Source organism: Roseinatronobacter bogoriensis DSM 18756 (genome assembly GCF_004366635.1).
In the GTDB taxonomy this organism is placed as follows: domain Bacteria; phylum Pseudomonadota; class Alphaproteobacteria; order Rhodobacterales; family Rhodobacteraceae; genus Roseinatronobacter; species Roseinatronobacter bogoriensis.
In genome coordinates, this window is sequence record NZ_SORN01000001.1 from 188,639 (window position 1) to 210,511 (window position 21,873).

The following is a 21,873-nucleotide window of genomic DNA, read 5'->3' on the forward strand; positions in this document are numbered from 1 at the left end:
GGGCACAAAGGGCAAGCGCGCAAGGCCCGTTTGCTGCCCGCTCTGGACATTCCCGCCAGGTCCGATAGGTATCTCGACAATTAAGATCTTTGATGGTGTATCATGCTGGTTGTTTTGTCCCCTGCCAAGAAACTTGACTGGACCCCGAAAGGACAGCCGCGCGCGATGTCCGAGCCCTTGTTTCAGGAAGATGCGATTGCGCTGGCGGATGCGGCGCGCAAGATTGGTGCCGCAGGGCTGAAACGGCTGATGAAAATCAGTGACAAGCTGGCAGAACTGAACCTTGAACGCTTCGAAAGCTTTGCCGCCCGGCCTGATGATCTGGCGACACGCCCCGCGATCTATGCCTTCGCGGGCGACACATATACCGGACTGGATGCCGCTTCGCTGGATGCGGATACGCTGGACTGGGCCGAAGGGCATTTGCGCATTCTGTCGGGCCTTTACGGGGTACTGCGACCCTATGACGCGATGCAACCCTACCGCCTTGAGATGGGCAGCCGCCTGCAAACGGCGCGCGGCAAATCCTTGTATGACTACTGGGGTGCACAGATTTCAAAGGCGCTGAATGCAGATGCCAAAAAGGCAGGCGCGGATGTGATTGTGAACTGCGCGTCGCAGGAATATTTCGGCGCCGTCGATCGCGCCGCATTGAAGCCCCGCGTTGTAACCCCCGTCTTCAAAGAGCAGCGCGACGGAGAAGAGCCGCAGATCATCAGCTTCTACGCCAAGAAGGCGCGCGGGGCGATGGCGCGGTTTATCGTGGAAAACCGGCTGTCAGACCCCGCAGCCTTGCGTGACTTCGACACAGCCGGTTACCGCTACACCCCAGAGCTTTCGCAGCAGGACCAGCCGGTTTTCGTGCGGGAACTGCCTGCTCAATCTTCTGGCAAGGTAAATTCCGGCGGCGCGTGATCGCGCAAGGCGGCCATAAGTTCAGATTTTTTCAGCGGTTTGCTCAGCATGGCATTCATGCCCGCTTGCAGCATCTGCGTAATTTCGTCCTCCAGCGCGTGGGCCGTCAATGCGATGATCGGGACTGTGTTGCCCGCTGGCGTGGCGCGGATGTGGCGGGTCGCCTCGCGCCCGTCCATTTCGGGCATGGAGACATCCATGAACACAATGTCGGGGGCCAGCCGGTTGAATACCTCCACTGCGATGCGCCCGTTTTCGGCAATGTGTAACTCGGTATCAAGGTCTTTCAGCATCTTGCTGAAAACAAGTCGATTAACCTTGTTATCTTCTGCATAGAGGATGCGCAGCTTGCGCGACGCGGGCGCGCTTGTCCTTCCCGGCCCCTTTGGCCCCGACACAGGTGGATTGAATGTTGCTATTTTGTTCAGTGCAGCAAGAAGGTCACGCCAGATGACCGGCTTGCGCAATGTGGCAAAGGTCTTGCACCGCTCCGACTCGGCGTTGATTTCGGTCAGGTTGGAACACAGGGCCACGATGCGAGTCGTGGGGCAGTGACGTGCAAGTTCATCCATCACGTCGCGGGCATCGCATTCGGTCAAGTCCTGATCAATGATGGCAAAGTCCGGGGGTGATTTCGCAATATGGCGCCGAACCGTATCCATTCGGGTTGCTGACAAGACATTGACCGATAAGGTCTTGAGGTGACGCGCCAGAATATCGCGGCTGATCAGATGGTCGCTGATCAGCAGCACCGAACCACAATCCGGCGGAAGGGGCTGCATTGCGGGCGCGGGCCTGTCATGCGCGGTGGCCAGTTCCAGCGTAATGCCGAAACACGACCCGACGCCGGGTTCCGAGTCCACCCAGATATTTCCACCCATTTGTGTGACGATGCGTTGCGTGATGGCAAGGCCCAGACCCGTCCCCTCATAGCGGCGTCTGGCGGTCTGATCGACCTGACTGAATTCGGTGAAGATCTGGCCCTGATTGTCTGGGTCTATGCCGATCCCGGTATCTTCGACAGTGATCGTAACGATATGCCCTGTAGCAGACGTGCCAACGCCAACCGCACGCACCAGAATATATCCGGTTTCCGTGAATTTGATGGCGTTGCCTATAAGATTGGTCAGGATCTGGCGTATCCGGCCATAGTCGGCAATCAATTGAGAGGGCAGGAAGATGTCATAATCAAGGATCAACTCGATGCGCTTGTTTCGTGCGGTCGGGGCAAGCAGGCTCAGAACTTCATGGATGGTCTTTTCCAGATCGAAAGCCGTGGGCTCCAATAGTAACTTGCCCGCATCCATCTTCGAGAAATCGAGAATGTCGTTGATGATGGAGACCAGCGCCTGACCGCTGCTGATGATGGTGTTGGCATATTCGCTCTGTTCCTCATCCAGCGCAGTTTCTGTCAACAATTCGGCCATTCCGACAACGCCATTCATGGGGGTGCGGATTTCATGGCTCATATTTGCCAGAAATGCCGACTTTGCCTGAACTGCGGCTTCGGCGCGGGTCTGCGCGTCGCGCAACTCTGCCTGATAGTGCAGGGCGTCTGTTATATTGTTGACCAGCGACACATAATCGCCATTGGCAACTCTTCGGTCGGTCAGTCGTACCGACACACCGGTTGTGAAATGTAATTCCATTGGCGGAATCTGGGGCTTGTGCCAGCGGTCCAGCATCTTGAACACCCATTCATCTGGCAAAAGGTCCCCCAGCTCCACCAGCTTTTCATGGGCGCAAATCTCCAGCAGCCGGGCGTAACGGATACCCGGGCGCACCTCTGCGAAGTTTCTGAAAACACTAAGATAGGCTTTGTTGGCAAGGATCAGGGCCTGTTCGGCGTCAAAGACCGCAAACCCGTCTTGCAGCGTTTCAACAGCTTCCCGCAGGCGCAGATTCGCGCGATCAACTTCGACATGTGCAATCTGCAAATCCTGACTGACCTGAGTGTTCATGCCCTCAAGAGTGTCGGCGTGACGCTTTATCGCACCCAGTTCCTCGCGCTGGGCGATAACCTGATCAGACAATTTGAAGGCATGGGCGCGCAGATGATCATTCATGGCGCGCAAATCGTTCTGCGCCTGTTCATACAGCCTTTCTGCACGCAGCCGGGCGCGCCTCTCGCGCGCAAGTCTTTCTGGATAAAGGTTTTCAAAATTCATATGAGAAAATTTTCAGAGGATATGATGGCGAGTATCAGGGCAAGGCTTGAACACAGGGTTAAGACGGCAGAGCCATCGGAGGTCTGTCTACCATCGCCTCTCAGCGCACTTGCGGATAACCGTGCGCCCCCTTCCCCCGCCTGCAAATACAGATTACCTTCTGACCAGATTTACGAGCATGGCAGAAGTTGAATGTCCGAAAACCCAGAAGTGATGGAATTCTTGCTGACCCGTCGGTCGCGGCCCGCCAAGATGCTGCACGCGCCAGCGCCAGATAGCGCGCAGCTTGCCCGGCTGCTGGAGGCTGCAGCGCGTGTGCCCGATCATGGCAAACTGGAACCGTGGCGCTTCGTCGTTCTGGAACGCGCGGCCCTTGCACGCTTTGCAGATCGTATTCTCGCCCGCGGCGCTGAATTGGGGATCGACGCAGAAAAGGCCGCCAAGGCTGCTTCCGCTTTCGCCGAATCTCCGATGATCGTGGCCGTGGTGGCCAGCCCCAAACCCTCTGCCAAGATACCGGAAATTGAACAGACCCTGTCCGCCGGGGCCGTGTGCCTTGGGTTGGTGAATGCCGCGCTTGCGTCAGGCTGGGGGGCGAACTGGCTGACAGGCTGGGTGGCCTCGGACAAGGACATCCTGAAGGAACTTGGCCTCTCTGCGCAAGAATGGGTCGCGGGATTTATTCATATCGGCACGGCGCAAGCCACACCCCCGGAACGCCCGCGCCCCGATATCGCCGCGCTGACAACATGGATGGCAGAGTGATGCCGCCCCGCACAGAATGTATTTGCCCGTCGAATGACGGCAAAGCCGCTTTCATAAATCTGCATGGGGCGGGGCAGATGACCAGTGACGCTGAAGGAAAAGCACCATGATTGAAGCATATAGGTTGGCCATCGCGCAATTGCGTGATCCCCGCTTCCGCAGACCGCTATGGATCGGGATCGCATTGTCTGTGGCGCTCTTGTTCGTGATTTACGCCTTTGTTCTGCTGCTGGTGCAACTTCTGATCCCCGGCGCGTTGTTTCTGCCAATTACCGGGCAGGTGCAGGGGCTGGGGTCGCTGTTTTCCTTCGGCTCTATTCTATATCTCCTTGGGCTATCGGTTTTTCTTATGGTGCCTGTCGCCTCTGTCTTTACGGGCCTTTATCTTAATGATGTCGCAGACACCGTCGAGGCAGAGCATTACCGCGGCCTTGATCCGCGCAATTCCGTGCCGTTTCGCGAATCAGCCAATGATGCAATGCGATATTTCGGGCTACTGGTCGCGCTGAATGTTCTGGGGATGGGGGTTTTCGCCGTGTCCAACGGCTGGGGGCTGATCCTGCTATGGCTGGTGAACGGCTTTTTACTCTCGCGCGAATATTTCACCATGATCGCGCGCCGCCGGCACGCGCCGGACGCAGCGCGCGCGCTTCAGAAAAGCCATATGTTCCGCCTGTGGCTGCCCGGCATTGTTTTGGCGGCTGGCCTAAGCGTGCCTGTGCTGAACCTTGTCATGCCACTGGTCGGCGCGGCCGTGTTTACGCATATGTATCACCGCCTCTACAAACCGGTGCCTAGCCCCGACCTGTAAGTTGTTCCAGCATCTCGTAGGTGATGACTTCAGACAGGATAATGCCCGCGATCACCAAAAAGGCGGGCGTGGCGATGAATGTCACCAGTTTTACCTTGCGCATCATCTGCGCATCTGACGGCGCGGAAGAGGGGGTGCCGGGCACAACCTCGCCTGCTTCGCCCTGTGTCGTCATGCGAAAGGGCAGCACCAGAAACATGGTCATGAACCAGATAACACCATAAAGCGCGATTGCAGACATGATTGACATCAGACTTGCTCCAATTCCACCAGGCAGCCGTTAAAATCCTTGGGGTGCAGGAACAATACAGGCTTGCCATGCGCGCCGATCTTCGGCTCTCCGCTTCCCAGAACGCGCGCGCCTTCGGCTTTCAACTTGTCGCGTGCGGCCAGAATATCCTCCACCTCGTAACAGATGTGGTGAATCCCTCCGGCCGGGTTCTTGTCCAGAAAGCCCTGAATCGGGCTGTTCTCTCCAAGCGGATAAAGTAATTCGATCTTGGTGTTGGGCAAGGTGATGAAGACCACAGTCACCCCGTGATCGGGTTCATCCTGAGGCGCGCCGACATCGGCCCCCAATGTGCTGCGATATTGTGCGGCTGCCGCGTCTAGATCCGGCACGGCGATGGCAACATGGTTCAGACGACCGATCATCCTGTCCCTCCAAAGAAAATACTTCCCCCGCTTATGCGGGTCCGGGCGCTGCGTGGCAATATCTCAGTGGCGTGCGCGGCCTGATTGGGGCGAAATTACTGCCGTGATTAACGCTGTCTTAGTCAATTTGTAGTGAAATCGAATAAGCTGTGATGGAGGGATAGGATGAATTCGCACCTTGTAAATTCTGGCCTTGGACATCGGGAAGCCCCCGCGCCCAGGTCAATGCCCCATGCGTATCAGCAAGGGGGAACCTTGCTGCTGGTCGAGGATAGCCGCCTGTTCAGCGACACGATCCGCGCGGTGATGCGCGGGACGGGTGGGCGCATTCGGCGGACGGATACACTCTGCGGTGCCAGACGGCATCTGTCGCTATACACGCCGGATGTCGTGATGATTGATCTGGGCCTGCCGGATGGATCGGGGCTGGAACTGATCGCCGAATGCGCCCGCCGTTCTATCCGCGTGCCATTGATTATCGCAATCTCTGGTCAGCCAGAACTCGAATCGGCTGCCTATACTGCCGGCGCAGACAAGTTTTTTGAAAAACCCATCGTCAGCCTGTCGCAATTCCGCGCGGCGCTGGCCCCGTCCTGTTTCGACATGGATGCCATGCAAGCGGCCGCTTACACACCACTGCCCGATGTAAGCGCGTTGCGCGATGACCTGTATCTGGCGCTTGATCTGTTGCAGGGGCCGGACCAGAGTGATCGCCGCCAATACGCGCTGCAATTCTGCGAAGGGCTGGCCCGTAGCCTGCATGACGTTGAGATGCAGGGCGCAGTCGCGGCCACCAAAAGCGGGGGCGGCGCGGGTCGTCTGGTCGAGGTTTTGCGCAAACGTCTGAACGCGCAGCCGCTGGTTTAGCGTTCGTCATCTGACCCAAGACCCACGAATATCGGGGGCGGACAGTGGATGAATGCAACAAGCGCCGCCGCGACCGAAACGGCTACCGCCACCGCACGGGGCTTGGGCCGCCTCCAGCGGGCAAATTTGATCTTGTGCGGATTTGCCAAGCCTAACGTACTATGGGTTTAACCGCGCATCACCGCACCGCGGCCCGGTGATGCACAACCGCTTTCGGCCTCAAGCCCGCGCACTTCAGCGTCAGTTTGGTCCCGTATCCCGGACCATCCCCACTCTTGGCGGCAACTGGCGTCAGGCACACATATCGCGGCCTAGTCTTTCGGGGCGATCCGCAGCCCCAGGTCGCGCAACTGCTCATTGGTGGCAACCGATGGCGCTTCCAGCAGCAGATCTTCGGCGCGCTGGTTCATTGGGAACATGATCACCTGACGGATATTCGCCTCATCCGCCAGCAACATGACGATCCGATCAATCCCGGCAGCACAGCCACCATGCGGGGGGGCACCGAATTTGAATGCCTTGACCATGCCGCCGAAGCGCTTGTCCACTTCGGAATTGGGGTAACCCGCGATTTCAAAGGCGCGATACATGATCTCTGGCTTGTGGTTGCGAATCGCCCCTGACAGGATTTCATACCCGTTGCAGGCCAGATCATACTGATACCCCTTCACAGCCAACGGGTCACCCTCCAGCGCGGCCATCCCGCCTTGCGGCATGGAGAACGGATTGTGGCTGAAATCCACCTTGCCTGTCTCGGCATCGGCCTCATACATCGGGAAATCGACGATCCAGGCAAAGGCGAAGCGGTTTTCGTCCACCAGCTTCAACTCGCGCCCGATCTCGTCGCGCGCTTTCGCGGCGACACCCTCGAACTGGGCAGGCTTGCCACCAAGGAAAAACGCTGCATCGCCTTCGCCCAGACCAAGCTGGGTGCGAATGGCCTCGGTGCGTTCGGGGCCGATATTCTTGGCCAGCGGGCCAGCAGCTTCCAGCCCGTTTTCGCCCGCACGCCAGAAAATATACCCCATCCCCGGCAGCCCCTGCGCCTGCGCAAAGCTGTTCATGCGGTCACAGAACTTGCGCGAGCCGCCAGTCGGTGCGGGAATGGCGCGAATCTCGGTGCCTTCGTTTTCCAGCAGTTTCGCAAAAATCGCGAAACCAGACCCGCGGAAATGCTCGGACACGACCTGCATCTCAATCGGGTTGCGCAAATCCGGCTTGTCAGAGCCGTATTTCAACAGCGACTCCGCGTAGGGGATGCGCGGCCACTCGGCACAAGGATCAACCTTCTTGTCGCCTGCAAATTCCTCGAACACGCCTTGCAGCACTGGCCCGACAGCAGAAAACACGTCTTCCTGCTCGACAAAACTCATCTCGACATCAAGCTGGTAGAAATCGGTGGGCGAACGGTCGGCGCGGGGGTCTTCGTCGCGGAAACAGGGCGCGATCTGGAAATACTTGTCAAAGCCCGACACCATGATCAGCTGCTTGAACTGCTGCGGGGCCTGTGGCAGCGCATAGAACTTGCCGGGATGCAGGCGCGAGGGCACGAGGAAATCGCGCGCACCCTCTGGGCTGGAGGCGGTGATGATCGGTGTCTGGAATTCCGTGAAACCCGTGTCCCACATACGGTTGCGCATCGACCGCACCACATTGGAGCGCAGCATCATATTCGCATGAAGCCCATCGCGGCGCAGGTCCAGAAAGCGGTAGGCAAGCCGCGTTTCTTCGGGGTAATCCGGCTCTCCGAACACAGGCAGGGGCAGATCATCGGCCGCGCCAAGCACATCCATGGACCGGGCATAGACTTCAATCTCGCCGGTTTTCAGCTTGCTGTTGATCAGGCTTGCATCGCGCGCCTTGACGGTGCCCTCAATGCGGATGCAATATTCGGCGCGCAGCTTTTCAATATCCTTGAACGCGGCAGAATCGCTGTCAGCCAGCACTTGCGTAATTCCGAAATGGTCACGCAGGTCAATGAACAAAACGCCGCCGTGGTCACGGATGCGATGCACCCAGCCTGACAGGCGCACGGTTTCACCCACATGGGCGGCGGTCAGATCGGCGCAGGTATGGCTGCGATAGGCGTGCATGATATGCCCCTTTTGGCTGCAAGTCGTCCGGCTGTGGCGATACACAATCTGGCGGGCCAGAAGTCAAGGCCCGTTGGCTCAGGTCCAGTGCATCTGTGCTGTCCCTGACAGAAGCGCATGTGCGTGGGCCAGTTGGTCAAATGCCAGCCCTTGAGCATCGCAGCAGGCGATGACAGTGTCATCGCGCATGAGAATGAAGTCCAGAACCGCCACCAGTAAATTTCTGTCCGGCCCGCTATCCGTTAACAATTCTGCGCGCAAGTCCTGCGCATTGGCACCGCTGGCCGCCAGAAACACCGGCAAAAGTTCGTCTTGTGCACATAGCCAGCCCAATGCGGCCAAGGAAATTTCTTCAGCGCGTGCGTCATTCATTAAAATTACCCTCATTGTCGGAAAGGGTTTGTTAACCACTTCGCTATATTTATTAAGAAACAGATAAGCGAATTGGGGAATAGCCACAATGCCTGCTCAAATTCTTGTGGTGGATGACATGCTACTTAGCCGCATGATCCTTCGGGCGAAGTTGACGGCTGCCTGTTATGAAACCCGCCTTGCATCCAATGGTGCAGAGGCGCTGCGCCTTGTGGCGGAGAGCGTGCCGGATCTGATCTTGCTGGATTGCAACTTGCCCGATACGACGGGGCTCGAAATCTGCACCCGCCTGCGTGAAGACCCAAAGACCCGCAATGTGCCGATTATCCTGTTTTCTGCCGACAGTGCGCGCAGCACGCGTTTGCTTGCGCTGGAAGCCGGGGCAGATGAATTTTTCAACAAACCGATGGATGATGCGTTCCTGATGTCGCGCATCCGCTCGCTGTTGCGCGCCAGTGCGTTCGAGCAGGATTATCAGGCCAGGGCGACGCCCGGTCTGCGCCACGGGCTGGCAGAAGCGGTTTCGCTGTTCAGGCCCGATGGGCGCGTGACACTGGTGCGCGGGCGCAATGTCTTTGCCGGGTCCAGCGACGATATTCTGGATGCTGGCGCAGCCCGGATTTTCCATGATTCATGCAATGTCACCGATATTCTGGCGGGCAAGTTCGGACAGCGAAAGCCGGACATCCTGCTGCTGGCCCCTGAAGTGCTGCAAGAACACGGTATTCACCTTATTTCGGAATTGCGCGCGCGCCATGCGACCCGCCGCATTCCGATTGCCGTTCTGTTGCAGGAAGACGCGAAATCGCAGCGCGCCATGGCGCTGGATCTGGGCGCAGAAGAAGTGCTGTCCCTGCCGCTGGACACAGAGGAAACCCAGTTGCGTTTGCGCGCAATGGTCAAGCGCAAGCACCGTATTGATGCAATGCGCCATGCCATTGGCGTAGAGCTTGACCTTGCATCCCGTGACTCTCTGACCGGGCTGTTCAACCGCCGTTATGCAATGTCGCGCCTGTCAGATATTGTTATGACACCAGCCGACGCCCCAAGTCTGACCTATGCCCTTTTGCTGATTGATCTGGATAATTTCAAGCAGGTCAATGACAGTTTCGGGCATGTCGCGGGGGATGAGGTTCTGGTCGAAGCTGCGGCCCGGATGCGCGACGCGATCGGCCCGAAAGATCTGCTGGCGCGCTACGGTGGCGAAGAATTTCTGGTCGTTCTGCCAGATGCGGACATGACACAGGCGCATGCCATGGCCGAGAATATCCGCGCGCGGATCGAAGGGCGTGCCTACCGGCTAAGCAATGGGAATTACAGTCTGAACATCACGGCCTCTATCGGGGTTACCGTCCAGCAGAGCGCGCAAAGCGATGCGTATATCAACCGGCTGGACCAGATCAGACTGGTTGTTGACCTTGCCGATCATGCTTTGCGCGTTGCGAAATCGACCGGGCGGAACCGGGTCGCCATCGGGCAATGCGCGGATGCTGTCGCAGACGGTGCGCCCCTTGGGACAGAGGTCAATCACGATTGCGTGGTGCGCTGCGCGCGGGGCGGGTCCTGATCCGCTCTTCAAACGAATCTGCATAGGCGTGGCGTTCTTCACGCGACATCGCGCTGACTTTTTCCAGCAACTGCTCATGCATCTGGGTGCTCATGCGCAGCAAGCGGTCCTGCGCCTGACGCAACGCATCCGAGAATGTATCGGGGTCAAAATCATCTGCGCGCAGGGCGGCAAGCATCTGTTGGGGGGCACCCGCACCACCTTCGGACTGTCGCCGCGCCTCGCGCAGGATCGCACCTGTCGCGCGGCGCAATTCGCGCCGGTCCTCGGCCGGTAGGGCCGCAACCGAACTGCGCAGCAACGACCCTTCTTGTGTCGTCCGTGTCATGACCCCCCACAACATGCCCACCACCAGCACGTTCAGAACCAGCGACCCCGCAAGCGCAAGTTTCAACCACGGAATGCGGCGTTTTGGTTTCGTCTGCTCCATGTCTCAGAACTCCATCAAGAGCGGGTCATCTATCCCAATCAACTGAACCGCCATCAAGTCCAGATATCCCAGCGCGCCTTGTAGCCATTCAGGGGCATCAAGAGCCATGACAGGCATTGGCATTGTCACGCCGATCCAGAACCCAAGCACCGCCACCGTCACCCCGCCTGCAAATCCTGGCGCAGCCCAGCCCGAAAACCAGTTGCGCCAGCCCAAAGCGTTCACTGTTGGGCGCGCGGGCGCTGTGCGACTGGCCATCGCATCTGTCAGAATCCGCTCGCGCAGCGATGTGCTCATCTCTGGCGGGCTGTCGCGTGCCGCATCAAGAAACAGCATCAGGTGGTCCGCATCCTGTTGGTTGCGGCCCTCGGCATTATGATCCGGCGCAGACATGTTATTCTTCTCAATCGTCATCATCATACCCCAATGCTTCGCGGTCGCCGGCCAGAATGGCGGACAAGTTGCGTTTTCCCCGTGCCGTCAGGCTTTCCACAGCTTCAACCCCCAGCATCATGATTGCTGCAATCTCTGGGTTTGACATCCCTTCGAGGTGGCGCAGGATCACGGCTTGACGCTGGCGTTCCGGCAACTGTGACAGCGCTGCCTCTAGTGCCTGTATTCGTGCGGTCTGCATCATTTGTGCGTGCTGGCTGGGTGACGTATCGGGCAGTTCCGGTACTTCATGCAGCATCTTCCGGCGGCGGCGCAACCTGTCGGTACATAGGTTTGCGGCCACCCGGTACACCCATGTTGCAGGTTGTGCCGCCCCGCTTTGCCAGTCGGGGGCCATACGCCACAATCGCAACATCGCTTCCTGTGTCACATCCTCTGCCTCGGCCAGATCGCCCAACATACGCGCCGCAAATCGCAGGATACGCGGCGCAATCAGGTCGGTAAGTGCTTCGGCGGCATGGCGGTCACCCGCAACAAACCGCGCCAGCAATGCCGCCTGATCATCACCCGGTCGCTGTTCCAGCGGCATATATGTGCCTTTCCTTGCAGGCCGGGCGCGGAATTCCGTGCCCGGCCCGCACCATATCAGTCCCGACCGCGCCACCGTGGCCGCGTATTCTCGCCGCGCTTTGACATCATTTCGGTAAAGCGCTGATACTCTGCTTCATCAATCACGCCATCATCATTTCTGTCGATCCGCGAGAACAAGCGCGAGGTCATGTCCGCGCGCCGCTCGGCGCGTTGTTCCGAGCGTGCCTCCGGGCGCATCTCTGCCAGACCTGCGCGCAAGGCGGCTTCGTCCAGCATACCATTTTCATCGGCATGTTCCATCATGCGCGCGATGGTCTGGTCAATGGCGGCTTCACGGTGCTGATCCAGCCCTGCGCGGAAATCTTCAAGCGACAGGCTGCCGCTGCTTTCACCGTCAAGTTGTTCAAAACTGGGCATCGACATACGGGTCTGCGCCATTGCGGGGGCTGTTGTCAGCATCACTGCGCCGATCATGGCGGCAAGGCTAAGTTTGTTCATCAGTATCTCTCCTCTGCAGGCGGACATTCGCCTCTCGATACTTCCTCAAACGCGGGTTGTGACTGTTTCCGTCGCAATTTTTCGCGCCGCGTTGCGGCATCGCGTCGCAAAATATGCATGAGGGGTGTTTTTCTGCGCATGACGCCTGTATCTGGACCCCTTGGTTACATGGAGCGCGAACATGACCCTGGCAGAAGTGAAATTGACCGATGACCGACCACTCGGCCCCGCAATCTTGCGCGGTGTGCAGTGTAAATGCCCCGCCTGTGGCGACGGCCCCATGTTGGAGCGGTACCTGAAAGTGCGGGACAATTGTCCGAATTGTGGCGAAGACCTGAGCCATCAGCGCGCCGATGACGGGCCAGCCTATCTGACCATGCTGGTCACGTTGAAAGTGGTCACGCCACTGATGGTTGCGGCCATGTTCGCCTGGGACTGGCACCCGGCGGTCATGTTCGGGGTCTTTGCTGGCCTGCTGGTTGCGCTTTCCCTATTCCTTCTGCCGCGGTTCAAGGGCATGATCGTCGCCATTCAATGGTCACGCCGTATGCACGGCTTCGAGGGGGCGAATGAACGCCAGCGCTGACAAGACTGCAATTCGAGATGCGGCATCGGTCCTGCTGATTCGTGGCACGGGCGAGGATGCCCGCGTCCTGATGGGCCAGCGTGGCAGCAAGGCCGCCTTCATGCCCGAGAAATTTGTTTTTCCGGGCGGCGCGGTGGATGCAACAGATCGCGAAGTCACCTTGGCGCGCCCTTTGGCGCAAGCATGCATCGCCCGCCTTGCACAAGGCCATGACGCGCCGCAGGCCCTTGCCGTCGCCGCAATCCGCGAATTGTGGGAAGAAACCGGCCTGATGTTGGGATGCGCGGGCGCGTGGCCTGACCCGCCAGCGGACTGGCGCGGGTTTGCCGAACAGGGGCTGGTGCCCGATGCATATGGGCTACGCTATATTTTCCGGGCCATTACACCACCGGGTCGGCCCCGGCGCTTCGATGCGCGCTTCTTTCTGGCCAATGCCGAGGCTGTAATTGGGGATCTGGACGACTTCTCGTCCGCCTGCGATGAATTAAGCCATCTGCACTGGGTGTCCCTGCGCGAGGCGCGGCGCTTGAACCTGCCGTTCATTACCGAAGTCGTGTTGGCTGAAGCACAAGCCCATATTGCGGGCGAAGAGATGGCAGATTCGGTGCCGTTTTTCGACAACTCGACTGAAGTGTCGACCTTCCGCCGCATCGCCTGAACCGCATTCTTCGCACCCTCCTGTCCGATAGCCCTGCGCGAATATGCATCGGCATGGCTTAGCGCCTTGTTTCAGTACGCCAATTTTTTTCCGGCTCATGTATAATTTCTGGACAACCATGTCCCATTTCTGCTCAGATGCGCAAAACACGTTTCCGCATTTACACCCCGCAGCGGAACAGAAACGGGAGGAACATGGGGATGCCAAGCCAACCGGCGCCGGACCTGTCGCCACAGGTCTCGGACGAGGTCCGCAAGACAACCTGTTACATGTGTGCCTGTCGCTGTGGAATCGACGTCCATATGAAAGCCGGGCGCGTTGCCTATATCGAGGGCAATCGCGACCATCCGGTGAACAAGGGCGTGCTTTGTGCCAAGGGCAGCGCGGGTATAATGCAGCACCTCTCCCCCGCCCGGCTGCGCGCACCGCTCAAGCGTGTCGGGCCGCGTGGCTCGGGCGAGTTTGAAGAAATCTCATGGGATGAAGCGTTGCAGTTGGCGACGGATTGGCTCAAGCCGCTGCGCGACACGGCCCCGGAAAAGCTGGCCTTTTTCACAGGCCGCGATCAAAGCCAAAGCTTCACAGGTTGGTGGGCGCAGGCATTTGGAACACCGAACTGGGCCGCGCATGGGGGCTTTTGCAGCGTCAACATGGCAGCGGCAGGCATTTACACGATGGGCGGGTCGTTCTGGGAATTCGGCCAGCCCGACTGGGATCGCACAAAGCTGTTTTTGCTTTTCGGCGTGGCCGAGGATCACGACTCCAACCCGATCAAGATGGGTCTGGGCAAGCTGAAGGCGCGCGGCGCGCGGGTGATCGGCGTCAACCCTATCCGCTCTGGCTACAACGCGGTCGCAGATGACTGGGTCGGCATCACGCCCGGCACGGATGGTCTGTTCATCCTGTCGCTGGTGCATGAATTGCTGCGCGCGGGCAAGATCGACCTTGGCTATCTGATCCGCTACACCAACGCCCCTTATCTGGTGAATGCGCATGAAGGGCCGGAAAAAGGGCTGTTTTTGCGCGATGAGGATGGCAAGCCGCTGGTGCGCGACCGTCGCACGGGCCGTGCTTTGGCATGGGACAGCCCCGATATCGCGCCTGATCTGGCCAATGGGGTCGAAATCGGCGGGGTCACGCATCTGCCGGTGTTTCGCCATCTGGCCGATCGCTACCTGTCGCCCGACTACGCCCCGGAGAATGTGGCACGGCGCTGCGGCATCGCCCCCTCCCGTATTCGCGCCATCGCCAGCGAGATTGCGCGGGTTGCATTCGAGGAAGAAATCACGATCAACCAGCCCTGGACCGATTTTCGTGGCGTGAAACACGCCAGCATGACAGGGCGTCCCGTCGCCATGCATGCCATGCGCGGTGTCTCGGCGCATTCCAACGGGTTTCAGACGGCCCGCGCCCTGCATATGCTGCAAATCCTGATCGGCTCTGTCGAAACACCGGGCGGCTTTCGCTTCAAGCCCCCCTATCCCAAGCCCCCCGAAGGACACCCCCGCCCCCATGCAGGCCATAGCCCCGGCCAGCCGCTGGACGGCCCGCATCTGGGCTATCCGCTGGGGCCGGAACATCTGCTTGTAGATGACGCAGGCCAGCCCAAACGCATCGACAAGGCGTTTTCATGGGACGCGCCGCTGTCGGCGCATGGGCTGATGCATATGGTCATCTCCAACGCTCATGCGGGCGACCCCTATGACATCGACACGCTGTTTCTGTATATGGCGAATATGGCGTGGAATTCGTCGATGAATACCAGCGCCGTCATGGAAATGCTGACGGATCAGAACGAGGATGGCAGCTACAAGATCCCGCGCATCATCTATTCGGACGCCTATAGCTCTGAAATGGTGGCCTTTGCCGATCTTATCCTGCCGGATACCACCTATCTTGAACGCCATGACTGTATCTCGCTTCTCGACCGGCCCATCTGCGAGGCCGAGGCGCTGGCCGACTCTATCCGTTGGCCTGTGGTCACGCCAGAACGCAATGTGCGCCCCTTTCAATCCGTGCTGCTGGACCTTGGCGCGCGGCTTGGCCTGCCCGGCATGGTGCGCGACGATGGGACGCCGAAATTCAAGGATTACGCCGATTACATCACCAACCACGAACGCCGCCCCGGTATCGGCCCACTTGCGGGCTTTCGCGGTGCCGATGGCGCGGGCAAGGGGCGCGGCAGCCCCAACCTCGACCAGATCGAGCGCTATATCGAAAACGGTGGCTTCTGGATCGACCATATCCCAGCCGAGGCGCAATTCTACAAACCGTGGAATGCCGCCTATCAGGACTGGGCCGTGTCGCGCGGGCTTTATGACAGCCCGCAGCCCTATGTCTTCAACCTCTATTCTGAACCCTTGCGCAAGTTCCAGCTTGCTGCCGAAGGGCATGGCCACCGCCAGCCCCCCGATCATCTGCGCGCGCGCCTGATCGAGAGTATGGACCCGCTGCCAGTCTGGTACCCCACCTTTACCGATGCCATTACCGACCGGGCCGACTACCCCGTTCACGCGCTGACCCAACGTCCGATGGCGCATTATCACAGTTGGGGCAGCCAGAACGCATGGCTGCGCCAGATCCATGGACACACGCCGCTCTATGTCTCGGGCAGCCTATGGGCGCAGCATGGCTTTGCCGACGGGGATTGGGCGGTTCTCACCTCACCGCATGGGCGTATCACCTTGCCGGTGGTGCGCATGGATGCGCTCAACCCCCACACTGTCTGGACATGGAACGCCATTGCCAAGCGGCGCGGGGCATGGGCGCTGGACCCAAGCGCGCCAGAGGCCACGAAATCCGCGCTTCTCAATCACCTTATCCACGAACTCCTGCCGCCCAGGGGCGACGGGCTGCGCTGGGCCAATTCCGACCCGGTCACCGGACAGGCGGCATGGTATGACCTGCGCGTGAAAATCGAAAAGGCCCCGGCCGGTCAAAGCATCAGCTACCCGGCCCCTAAGGCGCAATCCTCGCCCCTTCCTGCCCCCGCGCGCGATCTGGCGCATCAGGTAAAGGACTAGGCGTATGTTGCATTTTCTTGCCATAAATACTCACATTACAACGCGGGCCACGGGCGGAACCTCGATGGGGTGCCCCACATGACCAGTTTGCCGCCCCCCAGCACCCGCAAGCTTGGCCTTGTCATTGATCTCGATACCTGCGTGGGCTGTCATGCCTGCGTGATTTCCTGCAAAGGCTGGAACACCGAGAATTATGGCGCGCCACTCTCGGACATGGACGCTTATGGCGAAAGCCCTGAGGGCACATTCCTGAACCGTGTCCATAGTTTCGAGGTCACGCGCGATGCCGCCCCGCCAATGGTGGTGCATTTCCCCAAATCCTGCCTGCATTGCGATGATGCGCCCTGCGTCACGGTCTGTCCCACCGGGGCCAGCTACAAGCGCGTCGAGGACGGCATAGTGCTGGTCAATGAAACCGACTGTATCGGCTGCGGGCTATGCGCCTGGGCCTGTCCCTATGGCGCGCGCGAGATGGACGGGGCCGAGAAGGTCATGAAGAAATGCACCCTCTGCGTGGACCGCATCTATAATGACAACCTGCCTGAACAGGACCGTGAACCCGCCTGCGTGCGCACATGCCCCGCCGGTGCGCGCCATTTCGGCGATCTGGGCGACCCAGATAGCGCAGTCAGCCAGCTTGTCGCGGAACGCGGCGGGTTCGATCTGATGCCGGAACAAGGCACCCGCCCTGTCAACAAATACCTGCCTCCGCGCGGGCGCGACACATTGCAAATGCCCGACCTTGCCAGCCTGTGTGAAACGCCATCCAGCAGCGGCGCATCAGAGGCAAAGGCCGCTGGTTTCCTTGGCTGGCTTGACCGCGCATTGGAGAAGCTCTGACATGCATCCGGCCCCCTCACTCATTCTGTTTACGGTCCTGTCAGGCATGGGGTTTGGCCTTCTGGTCTGGCTGGGCCTTGGGCTGCGCGTGCCCACGGGACTGGCGGCGTTTATCCTGTTCGGGCTCGGCTACGGGTTGGCGGGTATCGGGCTGATCGCGGCGGCGTTTCATCTGGGCCACCCCGAACGCGCGCTGAAGGCTTTTTCGCAATGGCGCTCCAGCTGGCTGTCGCGCGAAGCGGTGCTTGCGGTGGCCAGCCTGCTTGTCATGGCCCCACATGCGGCGGCTTCGGTGTTTTGGGACACGCCTTTGCCATTGCTTGGCTGGCTGGGGGCCGTGCTGGCCCTCGCCACCATATTCGCCACGGCCATGATCTACGCCCAGATCCGCGCTGTGCCGCGCTGGCATCACTGGTCAACGCCGCCCGTATTTGTGCTGGCCGCGCTCGCAGGCGGGGCGCTTCTGGCAGCGCAACAAACCCTTGCGCTATGGCTGATGCTGGCGCTGGGGCTGGCCATGATCGTTCATTGGGTCATAGGCGATCAGCGTTTCGCCCAAGCGCGCAGCGACACGGGAACAGCCACCGGTCTGGGGCGTTTCGGGCGTGTTCGCCTGCTGGAGCCGCCGCATTCGGGGCGCAATTATCTGCTGCGCGAGATGGTGCATGTCGTGGGCCGCAAACATGCGCATAAATTGCGGGTCATCGCCTTGGGCTTGGGGGTGGTGCTGCCTGTCATCGCGTTGCTGTTGCCTGCGGGCTATGTGATTGTGCTTATCGCACTGCTGGCCCATATCGCGGGCATGCTGGCGCAACGATGGTTGTTCTTTGCCGAGGCCGAGCATGTCGTGGGCCTGTATTATGGCAAACGGTGAGATGGGCCTTGCAACCCGCGCAGCGCCGTGCCGCATCGTTTCATATCGCCCGGTTCCCTCTTGCACCGATCGTCTGGGAAAGGCACAGAAGCACGGGGCAATCAGGCAATACGGCACATGCGCGATCACGGCGGGAATATAGATCAGGCACAGGCCCGCTTTGGCGGACAGGACTGGATAGATCTGTCCACAGGCATAAACCGCCAACCCTATCCTGTGCCCAACCTGCCTGCACATGTCTGGACCGACCTACCGACCCGCAGCGCGCAAGCGGCCCTGATGCGCGCAGCGCGCCAAGCCTTTGGCACAGACGCGCTTGGCGTTGCACTGGCAGGTGCGCAGGCCGCAATCCAGATGATCCCGCGCCTTTTGCCTGTGGGCGAGGCCAGAATACTGTCCCCCACATATAACGAACATGCCGCCTGTCTGCGCGCGGTTGGTTGGCAGGTGGTCGAGGTGGACAAGATCAGCGCCTTGGCAGGGGCTGATCTGGCCATCGTCGTCAACCCGAACAACCCCGACGGTCGCCATCATGACCCAAAGCAGTTGCGCGCCATCTCGCAGCAGGTCGGGTGCCTTGTCGTCGATGAAAGCTTTGCTGACCCTGTGCCGGATGTGTCGCTTGCCGCCCATGCCTGCGACCGCTTGATCGTGCTGCGATCCTTCGGCAAATTCTGGGGGCTGGCCGGTCTGCGTCTGGGCTTTGCCTTTGCGGGGCCAGAGGTCACAACCGCCCTGTCACAGATGGCCGGCCCCTGGCCCGTCAGCGGGGCCGCGCTGGAACTGGGGCGCATCGCGCTGGATGACAGCACATGGCACGACCAGACCTGCACCCGCCTGCGCGCTGATAGTGCAAGGCTCGATGCTCTGGCGCAGCAAGCCGAATGGCAGCTTGTCGGCGGAACACTGTTGTTTCGGACCTATCACACCCCCGATGCCGCCGCAGCGCAGACGGTCCTTGCAGCAGCACAGATCTGGAGCCGTATCTTTCCCTATTCCCCGCACTGGCTGCGCCTTGGACTGCCGGGGAATGAAACGGAATGGGCACGACTGGAAGCCGCGTTGCAGGGCGGTGCCTGAAAGGGCGTATCTGAGACGAATTGCTCTGTGCTTGGCCTGACCGACTGCGGCGCTATGCTATGGCCAAAGCAGCCTCGAACCAGATGTAGAGACCATGCCCCCAAACCCGCCACCGCTGATAACCCGACCAGAAGGGTTGTATTGCCCCGATGGCGATTTCTATGTTGATCCGCTGCGCCCGGTGCCGCGTGCGCTGATCACCCACGGCCATGCCGACCATGCCCGCGCGGGCCACGGTGCTGTTATGGCCACACGCCAGACGCTCGACATTATGGCGCTGCGCTATGGCGCGGATTTCACACAGTCGCGTCAGGTGGCCGAAGGGGTCTGCCGGATTGGCGGGGTCGAGGTCAGTTTTCACCCGGCTGGCCATGTGCTCGGCTCGGCGCAGGTCTGTATTGCGGGGCCGGGCGGTCGCGTTGTGGTGACGGGCGATTACACCCGCACCCCCAATGCGGCCTGCGCCCCGTGGGAACCCGTGGCTTGCGATATACTGGTGACCGAGGCCACTTTTGCACTGCCGGTGTTCCGTCATCCTGACCCGCAGGACGAGATTACAAAACTGCTGTCCTCGGTCGCCGCTTTCCCCGACCGTGCGCATCTGGTGGGTGCGTATGCGCTGGGCAAGGCGCAGCGCGTAATCATGTTGCTGCGTGCGGCGGGCTATGACGCACCGATCTATATTCACGGTGCTTTGCAAAAGCTGTGTGACTATCACATCGCGCAAGGAATCGCGCTTGGGGATCTGCGGCCTGCAACTGTGGCGCGCGGCAAGAAAGGCGATTTTGCGGGCGCGATCATTCTGGCCCCGCCTTCGGCCTTTGCGGCGACATGGGCGCAGCGTTTTCCGGACCCGGTGATCAGTTTCGCCTCTGGCTGGATGATGGTGCGCGCGCGGGCACGCCAGCGCGGGGTCGAATTGCCGCTGGTGATTTCCGACCATGTCGATTGGCCGCAACTTACCCAGACCATCACCGAACTTGACCCGGCCGAAACATGGGTCACGCATGGGCGCGAAGATGCGATCCTGCGCTGGTGCGAGATGCACCAGCGCAAGGCGCGCCCCTTGCGGCTGGTGGGCTATGAGGATGAACCGGAATGATCGGTGATTTTGCAGATTTGCTGGAACGGCTGGCCTTTACCCCGCGCCGCAGCCTGAAACTGGCGCATCTGGCGGGGTATTTTGCCGCCACACCCGACCCGGATCGTGGCCTGGCACTGGCCGCGCTGACAGGTGATCTGGACCAGCGCGCGGTGACACCGTCATTGCTGCGCAAAATCGTGTCTGGGCGCGTGGATGCAGAGCTGTTCGCCTTGTCCTATGACTTCGTGGGTGATCTGGCCGAAACCATCGCGCTGATTTGGCCGGGCGGGGCCGATGGGCGTGATGTGCCGCTTCATGCGCTGGTCGAGGAATTGCAGAATACCCCAAAGGCTGACCTCCCAGCGCTGATTACGGCGCGGCTGGACGGGTTAAGCCCGTCGCAACGCTTTGCTTATCTGAAACTGGCAACAGGGGGCTTGCGCGTGGGGGTGTCCGCGCGATTGGCGCGTCAGGCGGTGGCCGATTACGGCGGGCTGGATCTGGCCGAGGTTGAAGAAATCTGGCACGGGCTGACGCCACCATATGAAAGCCTTTTTCATTGGGCGGAAAAAGGCCCCAAGCCCGTCAGCGCCGCCCTGGCCCCCTTCCGGCCCGTTATGCTTTCGACCCCGACCGATGCAGATGCGCTGGCCGCGCTGGACCCGGCCGATTATGTCGCGGAATGGAAATGGGACGGCATCCGCGTACAGGCCGTTTCCGAGGGGGGGACACGTCGGCTTTATTCTCGCACAGGGGACGATATTTCCGCAGCCTTTCCCGATGTGATTGCCGCGATGGATTTCGACGGCGCACTGGATGGCGAATTGCTGGTGCGGCGCGGCGATCAGGTCGCGCCCTTCAACGATCTGCAAACCCGACTGGGGCGCAAGCGGGTTAGTGCGGCGATGCTGGCCTCGCACCCGGCGGCGTTGCGGGTCTATGATGTGCTGCTGTGGCAAGGGCGCGATCTGCGCCCCTTGCCATTTGCGCAGCGCCGTGCCGCGCTGGAGGCCGCTGTGCAAACGCTTGATCCTGCGCGCATTGACCTGTCGGCGCTGCTGCCCTTTGACACTTGGGACACCGTGGCCGCCCTGCGCGCCGCGCCGCATGATGCCGTGATAGAAGGGGTGATGATAAAGCACCGCGCCAGTCCTTATCTGGCCGGGCGGATAAAGGGGCATTGGTTCAAATGGAAGCGCGACCCGATGCTGGTGGATGCTGTGCTGCTCTATGCGCAGCGCGGGCATGGCAAACGCTCGGGCTATTATTCAGATTTCACCTTCGGGCTGTGGGATGGTGACACGCTGGTTCCCGTGGGCAAGGCTTATTTCGGCTTCACGGATGCCGAATTGAAGGCGCTGGATCGTTTTGTCCGCGACAATACGGTGGACCGGTTTGGCCCTGTCCGCGCGGTCAGGCCGGAAAAAGTGGTTGAGGTGGCTTTTGAGGGGCTTAACCGGTCGCCGCGCCATAAATCGGGCGTGGCAATGCGCTTTCCGCGCATCTCGCGCATCCGCGACGACAAGCCCGCGTCAGAGGCCGACCAACTGGACGCGCTGCTGCGCATGTTGCCGCCGCAATAGGGTTCGGCTGCTGCCTCATGC

General features: G+C 60.2%; 22 protein-coding genes. 13 read left to right on the plus strand and 9 right to left on the minus strand.

All coding sequences use genetic code 11. From position 1 onward, the window contains the following. Positions 1 to 102: 102 nt before the first annotated feature. Positions 103 to 915, plus strand: a complete 813-nt coding sequence (yaaA, locus tag EV660_RS00850; protein ID WP_071481804.1) for a peroxide stress protein YaaA — start codon at positions 103 to 105, stop codon at positions 913 to 915. Here yaaA and EV660_RS00855 read toward each other — a convergent pair. Next, positions 879 to 3,083 carry a response regulator gene (locus tag EV660_RS00855; protein ID WP_071481803.1) on the minus strand — a complete coding sequence of 735 codons (2,205 nt, stop codon included), beginning with the start codon at positions 3,081 to 3,083 and terminating at the stop codon, positions 879 to 881. The two genes, yaaA and EV660_RS00855, sit on opposite strands and share 37 nt — an antisense overlap. Positions 3,084 to 3,275: 192 nt before the next feature. Here EV660_RS00855 and EV660_RS00860 point away from each other — a divergent pair, with 192 nt between their 5' ends. Continuing rightward, a complete protein-coding gene (locus EV660_RS00860; protein ID WP_071481802.1) occupies positions 3,276 to 3,848 on the plus strand; it encodes a nitroreductase family protein in 573 nt (190 codons plus the stop codon). A gap of 106 nt (positions 3,849 to 3,954) precedes the next feature. Next, a complete protein-coding gene (locus tag EV660_RS00865) occupies positions 3,955 to 4,659 on the plus strand; it encodes an EI24 domain-containing protein (RefSeq protein ID WP_071481801.1) in 705 nt (234 codons plus the stop codon). On the opposite strand, the gene EV660_RS00870 is transcribed toward EV660_RS00865, so the two are convergent. Together EV660_RS00870 and mce are read right to left on the minus strand one after the other, a co-directional pair. Continuing rightward, positions 4,643 to 4,909 carry a DUF1467 family protein gene (locus tag EV660_RS00870; RefSeq protein ID WP_071481800.1) on the minus strand — a complete coding sequence of 89 codons (267 nt, stop codon included), beginning with the start codon at positions 4,907 to 4,909 and terminating at the stop codon, positions 4,643 to 4,645. The two genes, EV660_RS00865 and EV660_RS00870, sit on opposite strands and share 17 nt — an antisense overlap. Next, entirely contained in the window at positions 4,909 to 5,313 is a 405-nt protein-coding gene (mce, locus tag EV660_RS00875) for a methylmalonyl-CoA epimerase (RefSeq protein ID WP_071481799.1), read from the minus strand. Before mce ends, EV660_RS00870 begins: the two co-directional genes overlap by 1 nt. Before the next feature lie 225 nt (positions 5,314 to 5,538). Between mce and EV660_RS00880 the strand changes: the two genes are divergently transcribed. After that, on the plus strand, positions 5,539 to 6,180 hold the full coding sequence (locus EV660_RS00880) for a response regulator (RefSeq protein ID WP_071482345.1): 642 nt from the start codon (positions 5,539 to 5,541) through the stop codon (positions 6,178 to 6,180). A 311-nt stretch (positions 6,181 to 6,491) separates the two neighbouring features. On the opposite strand, the gene aspS is transcribed toward EV660_RS00880, so the two are convergent. Both aspS and EV660_RS00890 read right to left on the minus strand, forming a co-directional pair. Beyond that, the gene (gene aspS / locus EV660_RS00885) at positions 6,492 to 8,273 is read right to left on the minus strand and encodes an aspartate--tRNA ligase (RefSeq protein ID WP_071481798.1); all 1,782 of its coding nucleotides are present in this window, start codon (positions 8,271 to 8,273) and stop codon (positions 6,492 to 6,494) included. A gap of 78 nt (positions 8,274 to 8,351) precedes the next feature. Further along, entirely contained in the window at positions 8,352 to 8,645 is a 294-nt protein-coding gene (locus EV660_RS00890) for a DUF3572 domain-containing protein (protein WP_071481797.1), read from the minus strand. A gap of 88 nt (positions 8,646 to 8,733) precedes the next feature. Between EV660_RS00890 and EV660_RS00895 the strand changes: the two genes are divergently transcribed. Next, a complete protein-coding gene (locus EV660_RS00895; RefSeq protein WP_071481796.1) occupies positions 8,734 to 10,212 on the plus strand; it encodes a diguanylate cyclase in 1,479 nt (492 codons plus the stop codon). Here EV660_RS00895 and EV660_RS00900 read toward each other — a convergent pair. Genes EV660_RS00900 through EV660_RS00915 form a run of 4 tightly spaced genes read right to left on the minus strand, consistent with a single transcriptional unit; the run spans position 10,169 to position 12,124 of the window. Further along, on the minus strand, positions 10,169 to 10,642 hold the full coding sequence (locus tag EV660_RS00900; protein WP_071481795.1) for a periplasmic heavy metal sensor: 474 nt from the start codon (positions 10,640 to 10,642) through the stop codon (positions 10,169 to 10,171). The genes EV660_RS00895 and EV660_RS00900 overlap by 44 nt on opposite strands. Positions 10,643 to 10,645: 3 nt before the next feature. Beyond that, positions 10,646 to 11,062 (minus strand): hypothetical protein, encoded by a 417-nt coding sequence (locus EV660_RS00905; protein ID WP_071481794.1) that lies wholly within the window; start codon positions 11,060 to 11,062, stop codon positions 10,646 to 10,648. After that, positions 11,046 to 11,624, minus strand: a complete 579-nt coding sequence (locus tag EV660_RS00910; RefSeq protein ID WP_071481793.1) for an RNA polymerase sigma factor — start codon at positions 11,622 to 11,624, stop codon at positions 11,046 to 11,048. The genes EV660_RS00905 and EV660_RS00910 overlap by 17 nt, the downstream gene beginning before the upstream one ends. A 56-nt stretch (positions 11,625 to 11,680) precedes the next feature. Further along, positions 11,681 to 12,124 (minus strand): EF-hand domain-containing protein, encoded by a 444-nt coding sequence (locus EV660_RS00915; RefSeq protein WP_071481792.1) that lies wholly within the window; start codon positions 12,122 to 12,124, stop codon positions 11,681 to 11,683. A 181-nt stretch (positions 12,125 to 12,305) separates the two neighbouring features. On the opposite strand from EV660_RS00915, the gene EV660_RS00920 reads away from it, so the two are divergent. The 8 genes from EV660_RS00920 (at position 12,306) to EV660_RS00955 (ending at position 21,852) form a co-directional block, all read left to right on the plus strand. Further along, positions 12,306 to 12,710, plus strand: coding sequence for a DUF983 domain-containing protein (locus EV660_RS00920; RefSeq protein WP_071481791.1), 405 nt, complete (start codon positions 12,306 to 12,308; stop codon positions 12,708 to 12,710). Then, the gene (locus tag EV660_RS00925; RefSeq protein WP_071481790.1) at positions 12,694 to 13,368 is read left to right on the plus strand and encodes an NUDIX hydrolase; all 675 of its coding nucleotides are present in this window, start codon (positions 12,694 to 12,696) and stop codon (positions 13,366 to 13,368) included. The genes EV660_RS00920 and EV660_RS00925 overlap by 17 nt, the downstream gene beginning before the upstream one ends. Before the next feature lie 200 nt (positions 13,369 to 13,568). Then, positions 13,569 to 16,391 (plus strand): molybdopterin-dependent oxidoreductase, encoded by a 2,823-nt coding sequence (locus EV660_RS00930; protein ID WP_084635161.1) that lies wholly within the window; start codon positions 13,569 to 13,571, stop codon positions 16,389 to 16,391. A 78-nt stretch (positions 16,392 to 16,469) separates the two neighbouring features. Continuing rightward, entirely contained in the window at positions 16,470 to 17,231 is a 762-nt protein-coding gene (locus EV660_RS00935; protein WP_071481788.1) for a 4Fe-4S dicluster domain-containing protein, read from the plus strand. A gap of 1 nt (position 17,232) precedes the next feature. Beyond that, positions 17,233 to 18,105 carry a dimethyl sulfoxide reductase anchor subunit family protein gene (locus EV660_RS00940; RefSeq protein ID WP_071481787.1) on the plus strand — a complete coding sequence of 291 codons (873 nt, stop codon included), beginning with the start codon at positions 17,233 to 17,235 and terminating at the stop codon, positions 18,103 to 18,105. A gap of 117 nt (positions 18,106 to 18,222) precedes the next feature. Continuing rightward, a complete protein-coding gene (cobD, locus tag EV660_RS00945) occupies positions 18,223 to 19,185 on the plus strand; it encodes a threonine-phosphate decarboxylase CobD (RefSeq protein WP_071481786.1) in 963 nt (320 codons plus the stop codon). 94 nt (positions 19,186 to 19,279) lie between these two features. Next, the gene (locus EV660_RS00950; protein ID WP_071481785.1) at positions 19,280 to 20,287 is read left to right on the plus strand and encodes a ligase-associated DNA damage response exonuclease; all 1,008 of its coding nucleotides are present in this window, start codon (positions 19,280 to 19,282) and stop codon (positions 20,285 to 20,287) included. Beyond that, entirely contained in the window at positions 20,287 to 21,852 is a 1,566-nt protein-coding gene (locus tag EV660_RS00955; protein WP_100319280.1) for a cisplatin damage response ATP-dependent DNA ligase, read from the plus strand. Before EV660_RS00950 ends, EV660_RS00955 begins: the two co-directional genes overlap by 1 nt. Positions 21,853 to 21,873 lie beyond the last annotated feature (21 nt).

Coding starts and splice junctions, on each gene's coding strand:
- EV660_RS00920 (WP_071481791.1), top strand. CDS start 12,306: ATGACCCTGGCAGAAGTGAAATTGACCGATGACCGACCACTCGGCCCC.
- EV660_RS00915 (WP_071481792.1), bottom strand. CDS start 12,124: ATGAACAAACTTAGCCTTGCCGCCATGATCGGCGCAGTGATGCTGACA.
- cobD (WP_071481786.1), top strand. CDS start 18,223: ATGCGCGATCACGGCGGGAATATAGATCAGGCACAGGCCCGCTTTGGC.
- EV660_RS00930 (WP_084635161.1), top strand. CDS start 13,569: ATGCCAAGCCAACCGGCGCCGGACCTGTCGCCACAGGTCTCGGACGAG.
- EV660_RS00925 (WP_071481790.1), top strand. CDS start 12,694: ATGAACGCCAGCGCTGACAAGACTGCAATTCGAGATGCGGCATCGGTC.
- EV660_RS00940 (WP_071481787.1), top strand. CDS start 17,233: ATGCATCCGGCCCCCTCACTCATTCTGTTTACGGTCCTGTCAGGCATG.
- EV660_RS00870 (WP_071481800.1), bottom strand. CDS start 4,909: ATGTCAATCATGTCTGCAATCGCGCTTTATGGTGTTATCTGGTTCATG.
- EV660_RS00880 (WP_071482345.1), top strand. CDS start 5,539: ATGCCCCATGCGTATCAGCAAGGGGGAACCTTGCTGCTGGTCGAGGAT.
- EV660_RS00865 (WP_071481801.1), top strand. CDS start 3,955: ATGATTGAAGCATATAGGTTGGCCATCGCGCAATTGCGTGATCCCCGC.
- EV660_RS00910 (WP_071481793.1), bottom strand. CDS start 11,624: ATGCCGCTGGAACAGCGACCGGGTGATGATCAGGCGGCATTGCTGGCG.
- EV660_RS00895 (WP_071481796.1), top strand. CDS start 8,734: ATGCCTGCTCAAATTCTTGTGGTGGATGACATGCTACTTAGCCGCATG.
- EV660_RS00855 (WP_071481803.1), bottom strand. CDS start 3,083: ATGAATTTTGAAAACCTTTATCCAGAAAGACTTGCGCGCGAGAGGCGC.
- yaaA (WP_071481804.1), top strand. CDS start 103: ATGCTGGTTGTTTTGTCCCCTGCCAAGAAACTTGACTGGACCCCGAAA.
- EV660_RS00860 (WP_071481802.1), top strand. CDS start 3,276: ATGTCCGAAAACCCAGAAGTGATGGAATTCTTGCTGACCCGTCGGTCG.
- EV660_RS00950 (WP_071481785.1), top strand. CDS start 19,280: ATGCCCCCAAACCCGCCACCGCTGATAACCCGACCAGAAGGGTTGTAT.
- EV660_RS00890 (WP_071481797.1), bottom strand. CDS start 8,645: ATGAATGACGCACGCGCTGAAGAAATTTCCTTGGCCGCATTGGGCTGG.
- mce (WP_071481799.1), bottom strand. CDS start 5,313: ATGATCGGTCGTCTGAACCATGTTGCCATCGCCGTGCCGGATCTAGAC.
- EV660_RS00905 (WP_071481794.1), bottom strand. CDS start 11,062: ATGATGATGACGATTGAGAAGAATAACATGTCTGCGCCGGATCATAAT.
- EV660_RS00900 (WP_071481795.1), bottom strand. CDS start 10,642: ATGGAGCAGACGAAACCAAAACGCCGCATTCCGTGGTTGAAACTTGCG.
- EV660_RS00935 (WP_071481788.1), top strand. CDS start 16,470: ATGACCAGTTTGCCGCCCCCCAGCACCCGCAAGCTTGGCCTTGTCATT.
- aspS (WP_071481798.1), bottom strand. CDS start 8,273: ATGCACGCCTATCGCAGCCATACCTGCGCCGATCTGACCGCCGCCCAT.